The 15,541-nt window shown below is 64.0% G+C and carries 14 protein-coding genes; 3 read left to right on the plus strand and 11 right to left on the minus strand.

The window, feature by feature from the left end; all coding sequences use genetic code 11:
• Positions 1–3: 3 nt before the first annotated feature.
• Genes DBR46_RS00195 through DBR46_RS00205 form a run of 3 tightly spaced genes read right to left on the minus strand, consistent with a single transcriptional unit; the run spans position 4 to position 4,501 of the window.
• Entirely contained in the window at positions 4–1,164 is a 1,161-nt protein-coding gene (locus DBR46_RS00195; protein ID WP_124524477.1) for an LLM class flavin-dependent oxidoreductase, read from the minus strand.
• A 48-nt stretch (positions 1,165–1,212) separates the two neighbouring features.
• Positions 1,213–3,447 carry a TonB-dependent receptor gene (locus DBR46_RS00200; protein ID WP_124524478.1) on the minus strand — a complete coding sequence of 745 codons (2,235 nt, stop codon included), beginning with the start codon at positions 3,445–3,447 and terminating at the stop codon, positions 1,213–1,215.
• Positions 3,448–3,451: 4 nt separating this feature from the next.
• On the minus strand, positions 3,452–4,501 hold the full coding sequence (locus DBR46_RS00205; RefSeq protein ID WP_124524479.1) for an ABC transporter substrate-binding protein: 1,050 nt from the start codon (positions 4,499–4,501) through the stop codon (positions 3,452–3,454).
• Between the two features lie 297 nt (positions 4,502–4,798).
• On the opposite strand from DBR46_RS00205, the gene DBR46_RS00210 reads away from it, so the two are divergent.
• Together DBR46_RS00210 and DBR46_RS00215 are read left to right on the plus strand one after the other, a co-directional pair.
• Positions 4,799–6,016, plus strand: coding sequence for an acyl-CoA dehydrogenase family protein (locus DBR46_RS00210; RefSeq protein WP_177413977.1), 1,218 nt, complete (start codon positions 4,799–4,801; stop codon positions 6,014–6,016).
• Positions 6,017–6,104: 88 nt separating this feature from the next.
• Positions 6,105–6,641 (plus strand): sterol desaturase family protein, encoded by a 537-nt coding sequence (locus tag DBR46_RS00215; protein WP_124524480.1) that lies wholly within the window; start codon positions 6,105–6,107, stop codon positions 6,639–6,641.
• Here the strand turns inward: DBR46_RS00215 and DBR46_RS00220 are convergent.
• Positions 6,596–7,576, minus strand: a complete 981-nt coding sequence (locus DBR46_RS00220; protein ID WP_124524481.1) for a LysR family transcriptional regulator — start codon at positions 7,574–7,576, stop codon at positions 6,596–6,598. The two genes, DBR46_RS00215 and DBR46_RS00220, sit on opposite strands and share 46 nt — an antisense overlap.
• A gap of 110 nt (positions 7,577–7,686) precedes the next feature.
• Here DBR46_RS00220 and DBR46_RS00225 point away from each other — a divergent pair, with 110 nt between their 5' ends.
• Complete coding sequence (locus DBR46_RS00225; RefSeq protein ID WP_124524482.1) at positions 7,687–7,899, plus strand: DUF2790 domain-containing protein; 213 nt, start codon at positions 7,687–7,689, stop codon at positions 7,897–7,899.
• Here DBR46_RS00225 and DBR46_RS00230 read toward each other — a convergent pair.
• From DBR46_RS00230 to DBR46_RS00260, 7 genes are all read right to left on the minus strand, one after another.
• A complete protein-coding gene (locus tag DBR46_RS00230) occupies positions 7,896–9,152 on the minus strand; it encodes an OprD family porin (RefSeq protein WP_124524483.1) in 1,257 nt (418 codons plus the stop codon). The genes DBR46_RS00225 and DBR46_RS00230 overlap by 4 nt on opposite strands.
• Before the next feature lie 40 nt (positions 9,153–9,192).
• Positions 9,193–10,527: an MFS transporter gene (locus tag DBR46_RS00235; RefSeq protein WP_124524484.1), complete on the minus strand. Its 1,335-nt coding sequence runs from the start codon at positions 10,525–10,527 to the stop codon at positions 9,193–9,195.
• Between the two features lie 41 nt (positions 10,528–10,568).
• The gene (locus DBR46_RS00240; protein ID WP_124524485.1) at positions 10,569–11,330 is read right to left on the minus strand and encodes a 1,6-dihydroxycyclohexa-2,4-diene-1-carboxylate dehydrogenase; all 762 of its coding nucleotides are present in this window, start codon (positions 11,328–11,330) and stop codon (positions 10,569–10,571) included.
• Positions 11,331–11,341: 11 nt separating this feature from the next.
• Complete coding sequence (benC, locus tag DBR46_RS00245; RefSeq protein ID WP_124524486.1) at positions 11,342–12,364, minus strand: benzoate 1,2-dioxygenase electron transfer component BenC; 1,023 nt, start codon at positions 12,362–12,364, stop codon at positions 11,342–11,344.
• Between the two features lie 10 nt (positions 12,365–12,374).
• Positions 12,375–12,863 (minus strand): benzoate 1,2-dioxygenase small subunit, encoded by a 489-nt coding sequence (gene benB / locus DBR46_RS00250; RefSeq protein WP_124524487.1) that lies wholly within the window; start codon positions 12,861–12,863, stop codon positions 12,375–12,377.
• Positions 12,860–14,236 (minus strand): Rieske 2Fe-2S domain-containing protein, encoded by a 1,377-nt coding sequence (locus DBR46_RS00255; protein ID WP_124524488.1) that lies wholly within the window; start codon positions 14,234–14,236, stop codon positions 12,860–12,862. Before DBR46_RS00255 ends, benB begins: the two co-directional genes overlap by 4 nt.
• A gap of 85 nt (positions 14,237–14,321) precedes the next feature.
• Complete coding sequence (locus DBR46_RS00260) at positions 14,322–15,278, minus strand: AraC family transcriptional regulator (protein WP_124524489.1); 957 nt, start codon at positions 15,276–15,278, stop codon at positions 14,322–14,324.
• Positions 15,279–15,541 lie beyond the last annotated feature (263 nt).

Below are 15,541 nucleotides of genomic sequence, written 5' to 3' on the forward strand. Positions count from 1 at the left end.
GGTTCACCTCGCCGACAACAACGGGATGTCGAAACCGTGATCCAGATCCAGCAACGGGAACAGCAGATCCGCCACGCGTTGCGCTTCGTCGATCAGCGGATAACCCGAGAGGATGAACGCCGACACGCCCTGCGCCTGGTACTCACGCACGCGCTCGGCCACCTGGATGGCACTGCCCACCAGATAGGTACCGGCCGCCGGACGCAGAATGTCGAACCCAAACAGGCTCGGCCCGACCCACACGTTGGGGTAGATCTCCAGTTCCCGCGCCGTGGGCAGGCGGCCTTCGCGCAGGGTTTGCAGGTTGCGTTGCACCTGGGGGTCGTCACTGACGTACGTCTCCAGGGTTTCGCCCGGGGGCAACTGCGCGGCCACGCCGTCGAGGGCGGTTTGCAGGGAGGTGCGCTGCAACAACAACTCGGCGTGGGCCCACGCCTCTTCTTCGGTCTCGCGCACGATAATCTGCAAGCGCGTACCAAAACGCAGGCTGCGCCCGCGCTTGGCCGCCTCCAAGCCGACGCGGCGGAACTTGTCCCCCAGGCGTGGCGGCGTATCGGCAAAGCTCAGGTACACGTCGAGCAGGTCGGCCGAGTGGGCCACACCGGCGTCGGACGTGCCCGCGCCCCAGAACTCGATGGGCGTGGATTGCGTCGGCGCCAGCCAACCGCCCAACGGGTGCTCGGCGTCTGCCGGATCGCGGGGTGCCAGGTTGATGTATCTACCGGCAAAACCTTCGGTTTCACCGGCGTACACACTGCGAAAAGCCCGCCAGTAGTCGCGGCTGAAGTCGTAGCGCTCATCGTGGGGGAAATGCACGCCCAAGGCCGCCAGGCCGCTGTCATCGCCATTGACCAGGTTGAGCAACAAACGCCCACCGGAATACTGGTCGAAGCTCAACGCCCACTTGGCCAATACCGCTGGCGACAGTTCACCGGGGTACTGCGCAATCAAAAACCGCAGGCGTTTGGTCGCATCGATCAAGGCAGCGGCCGTGGCCAGGTTGGAATTGGGGCTGGTGCCCAGCAGCGAGCCGTAATAACCCAGGCGGTCGGCGACCACGGCAATCTGCTTGAGCTGTTCGAAACCGGTCACCCAGCGCCCGGCCGCTTCCCACGGGTACGGGCCATCGGGGGTGGTGAGGTACCACAAGAGTTTGATCGTCATGCTGTGTTGCTCCAGAAAAAGGTCAGGGATGCACGCAAGGGCATGGCCTTAGAAACGGGTCAGCGCACTGACACCAAAGGTGCGCCGGTCGCCCCGCGCGTCCCAGGCCACATCGAAGGGCAAGGGCACGCTGTCGGTCTTGTATTGTTTGTCGGTGAGGTTGTTGACGTAGGCGGTCAGGTCCAGGTCCAGGCGCCCGCCAAAGTGGTATGTGGCGCTGGCGCTGCCCAGGGTGTAGCCGCCTTGGGACACGCTGTGGTCCTGCTGGGCGGTGGGCAGGAAGTAGATGCGGCTCTGGTAGCGCCAGTCGCTGCCGAAGTTGAGCGCATTGCCGTTGTCCAGCGGGATGCGGTAGCTGGCGCCCACGGCCAGGGTGCGCGACGGCGAACGGGCGATGCGGTTGCCGGAGTAATCGACGCCGCCGGATTCGAAGTCCTGCAACTCCGTGTGCAACAGGCCCGCCGAGGCGTTCAGGTGCAGGTTGGTGAACGGCAGCGCTTCAAGTTCGAACTCGGCGCCGCGAATCACGCCCTTGCCACTGTTGGTCAGCAGCGACACCACCTGGCCGTCGCGCACCGACACGGCGTTGACCTGGATGTCTGAGTAGTCGTAGTAGAAGACGTTGGCGTTGGCGGTCAGGCGTTCATCAAACCATTCACTCTTGATCCCCAGTTCGTAGGCGTCGACGTTTTCCGGCGCCACCACCGACGCTTCGGCTTGCACCAGCGCGCCGCCGCTGAAACCACCGGATCGGAAGCCCTTGGCATAACGGAAGTACACGCGGGCGTTGTCGTTGAGCTGGTACTCGGGGGTGATGTCGTAGGTGAGCTTGTTCCAGGTGCGTTTTTCGTCCTGCACCACGGTGGTCGCCAGCGGCCCGGTGTAGTGCTTCCACCACTGGTCGGCGCTGGCGAACGACACGGCATCACTGCTCGGCGCGGCCACGCGTTGCAGGTCGATGTCCTTGGTTTCGCGGGTCCAGCGTAGGCCGGTAGTGATACTCAAGGGCTCGCTGACCTGCCAGGTGGTGCTGCCGAAGATTGCGAAACTGTCGGTGGTCTGGTCAATCGAGGTCTTGCCGTAATCGGCGACGCCGAACGCCTGGTTGTAGTCGGCCGGCAGCAACGCACTGCTGGAAGCGCTGTCCAGGTGTTCGTGGAACAGGTGGGTACCGACGATCCAGCTCACCGCCTGGTTCTTCGCCGAGGACAGGCGCAGTTCCTGGGAGGCCTGCTTCCAGTGGTCGTCGGAATAGGAGCGGCCGAACTCGTAGATACTCATGTTCGGGCCCTGGGCTTTTTCCTGGATGTCGTCGAACGCCGTAATCGAATCCAGTTGCAGCTCGCCCAGGTCCCACTTCAACGCCAGTTGCACGCCGTTGTGCTGGATGCGGTCGTCGGCCTTGCCGGTAAACGCGGCGTGGCCGGTGTTCGGCTTGGGCGCCGGGCCGAACAACGTGCTGCCGCCCGCCCCTGCGCCCCAGGCGCGGGTGGCGATGCCCTGGCCTTTGTAGTCGCGGGCATGCAGTTGCAGGGTGGCTTGCAGGTCATCGTTGATTTGCGCCAGCAGTTGCAGGCGCAGGGCTTGGTCGTGGATGTCGCCAACCGTGTGGCCGTCCACCTGGTTTTTCAATTGGCCGTCGCTGCTCTGGTCGATAAACGCCACGCGGCCGGCCAGCTTGTCCTTGAGCAAGGTGCCGCCGTAGGCGCCTTCATACAGCTTGGAGTTGTAGTTGCCAGCATCGGCCTTGAAGTAGCCTGCGGGATCTTCGAAGGTCGGTTTGCGCGAGACAAAGTTGATTGCCCCGCCGGTGGTGTTCTTGCCCCACAGGGTGCCTTGGGGGCCACGCAGCACTTCCACGCGCTCCATGTCATACAGCGGAAAACCGGTGGCCACGTGGGGGTCGATGTACACGTCGTCGGTGTAGATGCCCACCGGGTACACCGTGGTCGAGGCCATGTCGCCGGAGCCCATGCCTCGGATGTACCAGCGCGGGCGCTGGTGGCCGGCAAACTCCGGCGCGATGGCGTTGGGCACATTGCGCAGGGCTTTGCCGGCACTGAAACCGCCGCCGTTACTCTCGATGTCCTTGGCGCTGACCACGGAGATCGCCGAGGGCACGTCCTGCAGCGATTCTTCGCGTTTTTGCGCGGTGACGGTCACCGTGGGCAACGCATCGTTAGCTGCGGCCACCGGTTCGTCGGCGGCGGCGAGTGGGCCGTGCAGCGCCAGGGCCCCGGCAATGGCCCAGGCCAGGAGGTTGAAGCGAAAGTGTGCGGGCATGGGCTTACTGTCCTTGGCTACGGTTGAGCAATGCGCGGGCGTCTTGCAACGGTTGGGGGGCGACCCACTGGGCGAGGTCGAAATCGTGCTCAAGGAAGCCATGCCGGTAGAGGAAGTTCTTTTGCAGCGCCAGGTACTCCAGGCGCTCGGCCGATAAATCCGGGTGCAGCGAGGTGTGGAAATCCCCCCGGTAGGCCGCCTCGACACCGGCACTGGCGGCACGGGTTTCTTCGGCGAGGATGCCGCGCAGCGCATCAAGGTTCTGCGCGGCCCAATCGGCGGCACGCAGCGTTTGCGCGAGGAACCGCACCACTACGTCGTAGTGCTCGTCCAACAGGTTCTGGTGGATGGTGATCGGGCGCGGCGTGCCGTTATTGATGCGTTGGCGAGGCGTGGCGACCTGGTCGAGGTCGATGCCCACCACCAAGCCCAGGCGCTGCGCGGCATCGGCGGCCGAGGCGCCCTTGACGTACACCGCGTCCACCTCGCCGCGCACCAGGTGATCGAGGCCCGACCACAGGCGCTGCAAACCTTCCTCGGGCGGCAGGCTGTCGTCACGTGGGTGCAGGGCCACTTCCACCAGGTCCACATCGCTGAAATCCAGGCCGGCCAACGACAGCGCGCCCTTGTAGCCGGACAGGCTCATGGCGCGGGCGATGCTGCCGGGACGGTCCCCGGCTTCCCAGGCCGGCAGGGCCAGGCGCTTGCCGCGCAGGTCGGCGGGCGAACGAATGCCCGAGTCGGGACGCACGAGGATGGTTTGCCATTCCTCGATCCAGGTCAGGCCGATCAAGCGTGTGGGTGTACCGGCGCCGCGTGCGGCCAGGGCCGGCACGTTGCCGCCTTCACGAAACAGCCCCGGCAGTTCGTGATCGTAATGATGACGGCCCAGTTGCAAGGCGTCCTGCAAGGTGGCGACGCGGATACCGTCGCGGGCGAATTCTTCGCCCAGCCAGCCGAGCTTGAAGGCAATACCCGAGGCGGTCGGCACCGGGCAGCGGGTGAACCACAGTGTGTCCAGGGTGGAAGGAGGCAAGGCAGCAGCAATGGGCATGGGAACTCCGGTCAGCACAAATGAAAGACCCGTTAGCGGGTAGATGGGCAGCTCATCGCAACGACCATGCCAATCATCCAAGCCAATGATTTATATGGATTTTATTCAGTGACTCGATTTTCAAAGGCATTGACTGCTGCCAGCGCAGCAGGCCACCAGCAGCCATTGCTGCCAATGCCACAACCAGCGCGGTTGCGTCGCGCCAAAGCCCCAGCGCACGGGCAAATGCGCGCTGGCGCAGAACTTGCTCAGGGCTGGCGTGAGCCTTTTTTCATCTGCCCAACGAGACGTTTACCCATGAGCGACATCGCCCTGCCCCTACGCACCGAACGCCAGGCCCTGGACGCCGCCCACGCGGCCGCCCTGCGCATCGCCGAGCTGGCCCGCGACCCTGCGAACAACGAACAACTCCCGACCCGCCAGGCCCAATGGCTCTCCGATTACGGGCTGACCGCCATCGGCGTGCCCACCGCCTTGGGTGGTCTCGGCGCCTCAGTGCGCACCCAGGTCGAGGTGGTGCGGATCATTTCCACGGCCGATGGCGGCGTCGGCCAGTTGCTGCAGATTCACTACGTGATGCTGCGCGGCATCCTCGAGGACTACAGCGCCACGGCACGCGAGCGCATCGTCAGCGATGTGTTGGCCGGCAAGCGCCTGGCCAACGCCCTGGCCGAAGTCGGCGGGAAAAACAAATTTGCCTTGAAGACCCGCGTCGAGCGGCGCGCCGACGGGCAACTGGTGCTCAACGGCAGCAAGTTCTATTCGACCGGCGCCTACCTGGCCGACTGGATCTGGCTGGCCGCCGCCTCAGAGCAAGGCGGCGCGGGTATCTGGCTACACCGCGACACCCCCGGCCTGACCCTGGTGGACGACTGGCGTGCCTTTGGCCAGCAGCATTCGGTGAGCGGCACCGTGCGCTTCGATGACGTGATCCTCGACCCCGACTTCGTGTTGCTGCGCGAAGGCCCGATGAAGCGCACCGGCCTGACCTTCCCGCAAATCCTCCACGCCGCTATCGACACCGGCATCGCCGCCGGCGCGTTGCAGGCCGGCGTCGACTACCTGCGCCAGCACGCACGACCGTGGGTGGAGAGTGGCGTCGATCACGCCTATGAAGAGCCCCACGTGATCCGCCAGATCGGCGAATTCGCCGTGGCCCTGCGCGCCGCCGAATCCCTGCTGCGCGACGCCGCCCGGCTGTTTGACCAGCATCTGCTGGATGAGCACGACACGGCCCTGCAAAGCGAGCTGATCCTTGCGGTGGCGACGGTGCGCGCCCACTCCGACAGTGCCTCGCTGAAAATCTCCAGCGAGATCTTCGCCCTGCTCGGCGCCAGTTCCGCCCTGAGCAAATGGAACCTCGACCGCTTCTGGCGCAATGCGCGGGTGCACACCACCCATGATCCAATCCGCTGGCGTTTGCACCATGTCGGCAATTACTACCTCAACGGCGTGGACCCCGGCGAATACACCGCGATCCTCGCCAAAGGCGAACAGGGCCGTAAAGCCGGTTGAGATGCAGGTAGCTGCAAGGAAGCGCCAATGTGTGATCCAATCGCCGCCAACTCGCCCCAACCATCGGCACTACAAGGATATTGCGCACATGGCTGCTTCCAATAAATGGCTGATGTCATCAGTCGCTTATTACCTCGACTTTTTCACCGTCCCGCTGTTTATCGCCCTGGCCCTTTACCTCGCGCCGTTCGACGCCGGCCTGGCCCTGCTGGGCCTGCTGGCCTGGACGCTGGTGGAGTATTCGACGCACCGCTTCCTGTTCCACTCGCTGTACCGCCGCGAACACTGGACCCACCATGTCGACGTGCTGGCCTATATCGGCGTGTCGAGCTGGAAGACCAGTTCCACCTTCGCCGCCCTGCTGCTGTTTGCCTGGTACATCGGGCTGACCTCGGTGTTTATCGGCGCGGTCACCGGTTACTTCTTCTACATTTCCCTGCACTACGTGATGCATCGCCCCGAGCACTGGGCTTACCGCTACATTCCCGGTTTGGTGGCCAACCACGACCTGCATCACCGCAAGGGCATCGAGAAAAACTTCGGGGTGTCGTCCCCGCTCTGGGACCATGTCTTTCGCAGCTACATCCGCGCCGAATCGCTGAGCACCGAGGAAAAGCCAGCCTGACCCGTGGGTCGCGAATACTCAGGGTCGTCAATCACCCGTACATGCTGGGCCAGCAGCAAGGGCAGCTGCGCTTGCAGGAACTCCACCCAGGTGCGCACCTTGGCATCCAGGAAGCGCCGGGACGGATACAGCGCGAAGATGCTGCGTTCACGCAAGCGGTGATCCGGCAACAGGCGCACCAGCGAGCCGTCCTGCAACGCCTGGTGCACACTGAAAAACGGCAGCAGGCTGATGCCCATGCCTTCCTCGGTGGCCTTGACCATGGCGTCGGCCACGTTGGTCCTGAAGGTGTCGCCCGGGGCAATGGCCAGGTCACCCGCTGGGCCTTTAAACAGCCAGGCGTCTTCCTGGAAGTCTTGCAGGTGCAGGCGCCGGTGTTGGATCAGGTGCTCCGGCTGTTCGGGCACGCCGTGCTGAAGCAGGTACCGGGGCGCGGCGCAGGGCACGCTGAACAACTGGCCAAGCGTCTGGCTGACCAATGCCGAGTCGGGCAGTGAGCGGGCAATCGAGATCACCACGTCGTGGCCTTCCTCCAGCGGGTCCGGGTTGTGCTGGGAGAGGCTCAGCTCGATGCACACGTCGGGGTAACGCTCGCTGTAACGCGCGATCAAGGGTGTAATCAGTACGCCCAGCCCGCTCATGCAATGCACGCGCAAACGCCCGCGCGGGTTGCGATGGGCGCCGTGGGCCTCCGCCGTGGCCTCGCGGACGTCTTCCAGAATGTCGCGACAACGCAGCAGGAAGCGCTCGCCGGATTCGGTGAGGCACAGGCGCCGCGTGGTGCGTTGCAACAGGCGCGTCTGCAAGTGCTTCTCGAGGTCGGACACCAGCCGCGATACCTGTGCGCCGGACAGGTCCAGGCACTCGGCGGCGCCCGCAAAGCTGCCACTGTCCACCACCCGTGCGAACACCTGCATGCCGTGGAGCAGGTCCATCAGCGCGGCCCCGCGATTGCTGCGTAAAACGTATGAGTCATTTACCCGCTCCTGTCTTTAACCCTGCGCTGTGCTGGCTAAACTGAAGCCTACTGACAGAGGGTCATCCCATGAACATCAAGTTTTGCAGCCTTATCCTGCTCTTCGCCGCCAGCGGCGCTTTCGCCGCCGACAGCGTGCCGGATGTGCAGCGTGTGGTTTCCGTCACCGCCGTGCCTGGCGGTTGCCAGGTGGCGCCGGCAACCCTGGTGTATCTCGACAGCCAGGGCGTGCAGCACACCGTCAACTACCTGGTGATGGGCACCTGCCAGGGCGGCGTTTAAAGCAGGGTCCAGGTGTAGCTGAGGATCAGCCGGTTCTCGTCGATATCACTGCGGTAGTTGGAACGCGCCATGACATTGCGCACGCGAATGCCCAGGCCGCGTAACACGCCGCTTTGCACGGCGTAGCCGATGTCGAGGTCGCGCTCGCGGTCCTTGCCTTCGTAGCCGGCGCCGGTGGTCACGTTGTCGCCGGTGATGTAGCGCAGCGTGGTGGTCAACCCAGGCACGCCGAGCGCGGCGAAGTCGTAGTCATACCGCGCCTGCCAGGAGCGTTCGTCGGTGTAGGCGAACTCGTAGGTGGGCACCTCGTTGCCCAGCGGCGTGACGTTGGCAAACACTCGAGGGAACGCAGTATCGCCGTACATGGCCTGGTAGCCGACATAGACCGTGTGGCCGCCGTGCCGGGCCGACAGCAGCGAGAAAAACGCGCGGTTGTCGATCTTGCCCAGGCGTTTTTCGCCGTCTTCCCGCGCCGTGTAGTAACCGAGGTTGGCGCCCAACACCCAATTTCCCAGCGGCTGGCTGTGCTTGAGGCCGAGGAAGTTCTGCGCGTAGATGTCTTGCAACTCGCCACGCCACAGGCTGACGCTGGTGCGGTTGGCGTTGAAGGCGTAGTCACCGCCCACATAATCGAAGGCATCGCTGTCGGCACTGCGCTGCGGCACGTGGCCGAGCATGGCGAGCATCTTCTCGTCACCGGCTTCATTGCGCAGGCTGGTGGTAGTCAGGTGGCCGGCCTGTAGCGTGAGGCCTTTGATCTCACTGGAGCTGATGTTCACCCCCTGATAACTCGGTGGCAGCAGGCGGATATCACTGAAGGCCAGTACCGGCAGGTTGGGCTGCAATTCGCCGACCTTCAATTCGGTCTCTGACAGCCGCGCCTTGAAGGTCAGGCCCAGGCGGCTGTAGTCGTCCGCCGCGCGGCCATCGTCCTTGACCGGCAACAAACCTGTATTGACCCGGTCCGGGCTGCTGTCGAGCTTGAGGCCCAGGGTGCCCAGGGCATCCAGGCCAAAGCCGACAGGCCCCGGGGTATAGCCGGATTTGTAGGTGAGGATAAAACCCTGGCCCCACTCTTCAGCCTTGGACTGTTTATTCGCGCCGACGATGTCGGAGAAGTCGCGGCTGAAGTAATAGTTGCGCGCTTGCAAGGTGGCACTGGAGCCTTCGAAAAAGCCGCCCTCGGCCGCCGTCGCGGCGAGGGGCATGCCCAGTAAAGACAGCCAGAGTCGCTGGGTGGTCTGCTGATTCATGTCGTTGCTCTTTTAATTGTTGTTATCGACGATGGGGAGATCAACGCGCGCCAGCCGTCTCCAGGCGCTCGCGCGGCCGGCGCACATTCAGCGCATAGGTCAGCATCGCCAGCGCCGCAATCGCGCCGGGAATGGCAAAGACCAGGAAGTTCAGTTGCAACGGCAGCTCCGCCGACATCAACGCGCCCCCCAGCAATGGCCCGACGATTGCGCCATTGCGGCCGATGCCGGACGCCCAGCCCAGGCCGGTGGCGCGGATGGACAAGCCATAGAGCTGCGCGGCAGCGGCATACAACAGGATTTGCGTGCCAATGGTGGTGGCGCCCGCAAGGAAGATCAGCAGGTACAGGACCGGCATCGGGCTGTTGATGCCCAGCAGGCTGATGGACACCACCCCGGTGAGGAAGAACGCGATCATCACTTTGATCAGGTTCAAGCGGTCACCCAACCAGCCACCCACCAACGCCCCGGCCATGCCGCCGAGGTTCAGGGCCACGAGGAACGACAGGCTCGAACCGAGGCTGTAACCCGCCCCCGCCATCAGCTTGGGCAGCCACGAACTCAGCGCGTAGACCATCAGCAGGCAGCAGAAAAACGCGACCCAGACCATTGCCGTGCGCACGCCCAGCCCGTGGCGGAACAGCTCCACCACCGACGCGCCCTTGGCTTTCACATCGTTGAGCACCAGCTCATCGCCCGCCTCGATCTGCGTGCCCGGCGACAGACGCATCAGCAACCCCCGCGCCTGTTCGTGGCGGCCCTGGCGCACCAGGAAGCCGATGGATTCCGGCAGCCAATACACGATGATCGGCAACAGCAACAACGGCACAGCCGCCGCGAAGAACATCGACGACCAGCCATAGTTGGGCAGCATGAAAATCCCCACGCTGGCCGCGAGCATGCCGCCCAGGGAATAACCGCTGAACATCACCGCCATCAGGGTACTGCGCAGTTTTTTCGGTGCGTATTCGTTCATCAGCGCCGCTGCATTGGGCATCAGCCCGCCACAGCCAAGCCCGGCGATAAACCGGCAGATACCAAATTCCGTGGGGCTGCTGGCAAAGCCGTTGACCACCGTGGCCACGCTGAACAGCGCGAAGCACACGGCGATGCCTTTCTTGCGCCCGAAGCGGTCCGCCAGGCTGCCAAACACCAGCGCGCCGAACATCATGCCGAACAGCGCATAACTGCCCAGCGCCCCGGCTTGCAAGGGCGAAAGCCCCCACTCTTTCATGATGGACGGCAGGACCACGCCGTAGATGAACAAGTCGTAGCCGTCGAAGATCAACAGCAAGGCACACAGGCCCACCACCATCCAGTGGAACCGGCTGAAGCGGGCGTTATCGATGATTGAATGAACGTCATGGGTACGCATGGCAGTGCTCTCTTTATTGTTGTTGTGAGTGCAAAGGAGGCTCAACCCAGGTCGCCGCCTCCCACGGGCAGGGTCACGCCGGTGATGTAGGAGGCTTCGTCAGACGCGAGGAACAGGATCGCGCCGGCTTGTTCGTCGATGCTGCCGTAGCGTTGCATCGGGCTGCTGGCGAGGGTCTGGTCGACGATCTGTTGGTACCACACGCGTTCCTGTTCGGTTTGCGCCTGGCTGTTACGCGGAATACGGCGCGGCGGTGCTTCAGTGCCACCGGGCGCGGTGGCGTTGACGCGGATGCCGCTGCCGGCGGTTTCGAAGGCCAGGCACGCGGTGAGGGCATTCACGCCGCCCTTGGCCGCGCCATACGGCACGCGGTTGACACCGCGCGTGGCAATCGACGACACGTTGACGATGGCGCCGCTGCCCTGCTCCAGCATGTACGGCAACACGCAATGGCAGCACCACAACGTGGGGAACAGCGAGCGGCGCACTTCGGCTTCGATTTGCGCCGCGGCGTAGTGCTCGAAGGGCTTGGCCCAGATGGTGCCGCCGACGTTGTTGACCAGAATATCGATGCGCCCGAAGTGCGCCTGGGCCGCCGCCATCACCCGCGCGCAGTCGGCGTGTTGCTCCAGGTCGGCGGTGAGGATCAGCGCGCGCTCGTGCTGCAATTCGTGCACGAGCTCCGAACGATCGACGGCCACCAGCCAGGCCCCCTCCTCCAGCAAACGCTCGGCCACACGCCGGCCAATGCCTTGGGCAGCGCCCGTCACGAGGGCCACCTTGTTGTTGAACCTTAAAGTCATGGGGGGGCTCCTCAGGCTGCATCGCCGGTGACGATGGCGTTGGGGGTGAATTTCTCGTAGTGGAAGCTGGCCGGGCTGACGCCTTGGCGCTTGAAGTACTCGCGCACGGCATCAACCATCGGCGGCGGCCCGCACAGGTACACATCGACGTCACCGTCGTGGAGCGCGTCGCCGGGCATGTGCTGGGTGACATAGCCCTGGCGTGGGTGGGTGGTCTGCGGGTCGGCGACGCAGGTGACCACGGTAAGATTCGGTAAACGCTGGGCAAACCCGTGCAGCGCCTCGACCATCACCAGGTCCTGGTCACGGGTCACCCCGTAGATCAGCGTGATTGCACGCGCTTCCTGGCGTTCGGCGAGCACTTCAAGCATCGACAGAAACGGCGCCAGCCCAGTACCACCGGCCAGCAGCAACAACGGCCGCGCCACCTCGCGCAGGTAGAAGCTGCCCAGTGGCCCGATCATCGAGACCGCGTCGCCGGGCTGGGCCTGGGCCAGCCAGCCGCTCATCAAGCCGCCCGGCACCTGCTTGATCAGGAAACTCGCACGGCGCTCGCCAGGGCGGCTGCTGAAGGAATAGGCGCGGGTCTGGCCGCTGCCGGGCACGCCGATATTCACGTATTGGCCCGGCAGGAATACCGGCGCTTGATCCAGTTCGAAACTCACCTCCACCGCCGCATCGGCATGGCGGGTGATGCTGGCCAGCGTCGCGGCAAATTGCGCGGTGCCGGTCTTGCACGCGCTGGACGGCACCGGCACGGCGATCACGCAATCGGACTGCGGCACCATCTGGCAGGTGAGTACCAGGCGTGCCTCGGCTTCATCGGCGCTGAGGGCGTCGTCGATGTAGTCGTCGCCCAGGTCGTAGGCGCCGGTTTCGCAGCGGCACTTGCAGGTGCCACACACGCCGTCCGAGCAATCCATGGGCAGGTTGATACGTTGGCGAAAGGCCGCGTCGAGGACCTTCTCCCCCACCTTGCAGTCGATGAAACGGGTCACCCCGTCCTCGAAGTTCAGGGCAATGGCGTACGTCATTGGGGCGTCCTCAGATGTGATAGATGTCGATGACCTGATGGATGTAGTCGTTTTTCAGCACCACCTTCTTGCGCGTGATCAGCGGTTGTTCGCCGCGCATATCGAGGTGATAGAACGAGGTGCCGAAGTACGTGTCCGTGGTCTTGTAGCGGTGGCTGAGGGTTTGCCAGTTGAACCGCAAGTGCACCTGCGCGCCGTCGTCGGCCAGCACTTCGAGGTTGGTGATCAGGTGCGCGGTGCGCGGCTCCGGCGTGCTGGCGCTGGAGCGTTCGGTCTTGATGCGGAACACCCGGTCTTCGAGGCCGTCACGGCTGGGGTAGTAGATCAGCGAGATCTCGCGCTGGGGGTCTTCGGTTAGGGTGTCGTGGTCGTCCCACGCCGGCATCCAGTATTCGACCTTGGGCGAGTAGCACGCCAGCCATTCGTCCCACTGGCGATCATCCAACAGGCGCGCTTCGTAGTAGAGAAAGTCGAGCAAACGGTCACGGGAGGCGCTCATGACAACACCGCCTTGTCGCTGGCGATCAGGTGTTGTTGCTCGTGCTGGATCGCGCGTTGCAGGCTTTGCGCCCAATGGGCGTGCTGGCGCACAAACAGGCCTTCGTCTTCGGTCTTGACCCCGCTGAGCTGCGGCTGCATGCCCATGGCGCGGGCGTTTTCATCAGCGCCTTCGACCCATTGTTTGGCGCCACGGCTGAGGTCGTTCCACAGGGTGGTCGCGCCCTGGTAGCCGGTCTGGCAGGCGCGGAACTCTTCGAGGTCATCCGGCGTGCCCATGCCGCTGACGTTGAAAAAATCTTCGTACTGGCGGATACGCGTGGCGCGCTCCTCGGCACTTTCGCCAATGGGCGCCATGCAATAGATGGTGACTTCGGTCTTGTCCACCGCGAGCGGGCGTACCACGCGGATCTGCGTGGAGAACTGGTCCATCAGGTAGACGTTGGGATAGAGGCACAGGTTGCGCGTCTGCTCGACGATAAAGTCGGCACGTTCCTGGCCCAGGCGTTCGGCGAGCGCCGCGCGGTGGGCGTGGACCGGGCGCACTTCGGGGTTGAGCAGGCGCGTCCACAGGAGGATATGCCCGTGCTCGAAGGCGTAGACCCCGCCGAGGCTTTTCGACCAGCCATTGGCGTCGACGGTGCGGGTGCCTTCGGCCTCGTAGTTGCGCCGGCCCATGGTCGCCGAGTAGTTCCAGTGCACCGAGCTGACGTGGTAGCCGTCGGCGCCGTTTTCGATCTGCAGCTTCCAGTTGCCGTCGTAGACGTAGGAGGAACTGCCGCGCAGCACTTCCAGGCCCAGGGGCGCCTGGTCGACCATCTGGTCGATGATCACGCGGGTCTCGCCCAGGTAATCGCTGAGTTCCGGCACCGTTTCACTGAGGCTGCCAAACAGGAAGCCGCGGTAGTTTTCGAAGCGGCCCAGGCGCGTGAGGTCGTGGGAGCCGTCGCAGTCGAAGCTGTCGGGGTAGGCGCCGGTCTTGGCGTCCTTCACTTTGAGCAGCTTGCCGGCGTTGCTGAAGGTCCAGCCGTGGAACGGGCAGGTAAACGAGCCTTTGTTGCCTTGTTTGCGTCGGCAGAGCATGGCGCCACGGTGCGCGCAGGCGTTGACCAGGCCGTGCAGGGTGCCGTGCTTGTCGCGGGTGATGACCACCGGTTGGCGGCCGATCCAGGTGGTGAAGTAGTCGTTGATCTCGGGCACCTGGCTTTCGTGCGCCAGGTAGATCCAACCACCTTCGAAGATGTGTTTCATCTCCAGGGCAAACAGGTCGGGGTCGGTGAAGATGTCGCGGCGGCAGCGGAATACCCCGGTGGCGGGGTCTTCCTGGACGGATTCGCCGAGTTGCCGGGCGAGGCGGTCGAGCGTGCTGATCATGGGGTAGGCCCTCGGTTGTTCTTGTATCAGGCGCCTTCACTGTAGGGGCACGCTTCAACCGTCAATATCCGCTGGCTGCAATTCGCTATCCGCCGGGCGCGCGGCGTTTCCAGGTCTGCGACGGCAACTCGCCAAAGCGCTTGCGATAGGCCTCGGAAAAGCGCCCCAAGTGCACGAAGCCGTGATCCAGCGCCACCTCGGTCACGCTGCGCGCCGTGGCCAGTTGCAGGCGTGCGTGCACGCGCTCCAGCTTGCGTTGACGCACGTAGTCGCGCGGCGACAGGCCGACCTGACGTTCAAACAGGGTATAGAGCGAACGCTCGCTGACCTTGGCGGTGGCCATCAGTTGTTCGACGCTGATGTCGTCGGTCAGGTGCTCCTCGATAAACTGGCGCACCGCTTCGAACCCGCCGCCCTGCGCCACTGGCGGGACCACGCGCAAGACATTGCTGGCCAACAACGCCAGGAGCTTGTTGGCGACGATGCGCTCGTACAGGCCCTGAACCTCGGGCTCGGCGGCGTTTTCCGCCTCGTGGCAGATCAAGCCCAGCAGCTGCAGGAAGCCGCTCATCTCACTCAGGGCATGGCGCGCCGTGGCAAAGCGGATGCCCTGTTGCGGCAGGGTCCAGCGCTGTTCCAGGCAGGCGTTTTCCAGCAGGCGCACCGGCAGCTTGATGATGAATTTCTCGCAGTCGGCGGAATAAGTCAGGTCCACCGGGTCATCCGGGTTGATCAGCAGGATCTCGCCGGGCTGGAACACCTGCTCCACACCACGGGCATTCGAGCGGCAGTGGCCGCTCAGGAGGATTTGCAGGTGGTAGATGGTCTGCAGCGCCTCGGACGTGACCTGCACGGGCGCGCCATAGCTGATGCGGCACAGGTCCAGGCTGGAAAAGGTGCGATGGCTGATGCTCGCCTGCGGGCGCCCGCGCGGTGGCAGGCGAATGCAGTGGCTGCCCACATGCTGGTTGACGTAGTCGGATACCGCGTAGGCATCGGCACGCTGGAAGATCTGGCTGCGCTCACTCAATAGCACGGTCATGGTTGCGCCTCTTTTATAGTTATTGGGTGCAGGCTGACGCCTGAGGGTGTGGCCGTCCAATATGGATAAGGTCTCAATGAATACCCAGCGGGTATTGACGTGTCTAGTGCGTCACGCAGTGAGCAATTGGACTTATTACGAAACAATCTAGCCGCCCATACACCGGCCTGCGCCGCCTTATCTACGCTCAGCAACGTGCCAGGAGGCGTATTGAAGAGTCCATGACGGACCCACTGTCTCCTGGCGCCTGATGCCTAGGAGAT

The organism is Pseudomonas sp. KBW05 (assembly GCF_003852405.1).
In the GTDB taxonomy this organism is placed as follows: domain Bacteria; phylum Pseudomonadota; class Gammaproteobacteria; order Pseudomonadales; family Pseudomonadaceae; genus Aquipseudomonas.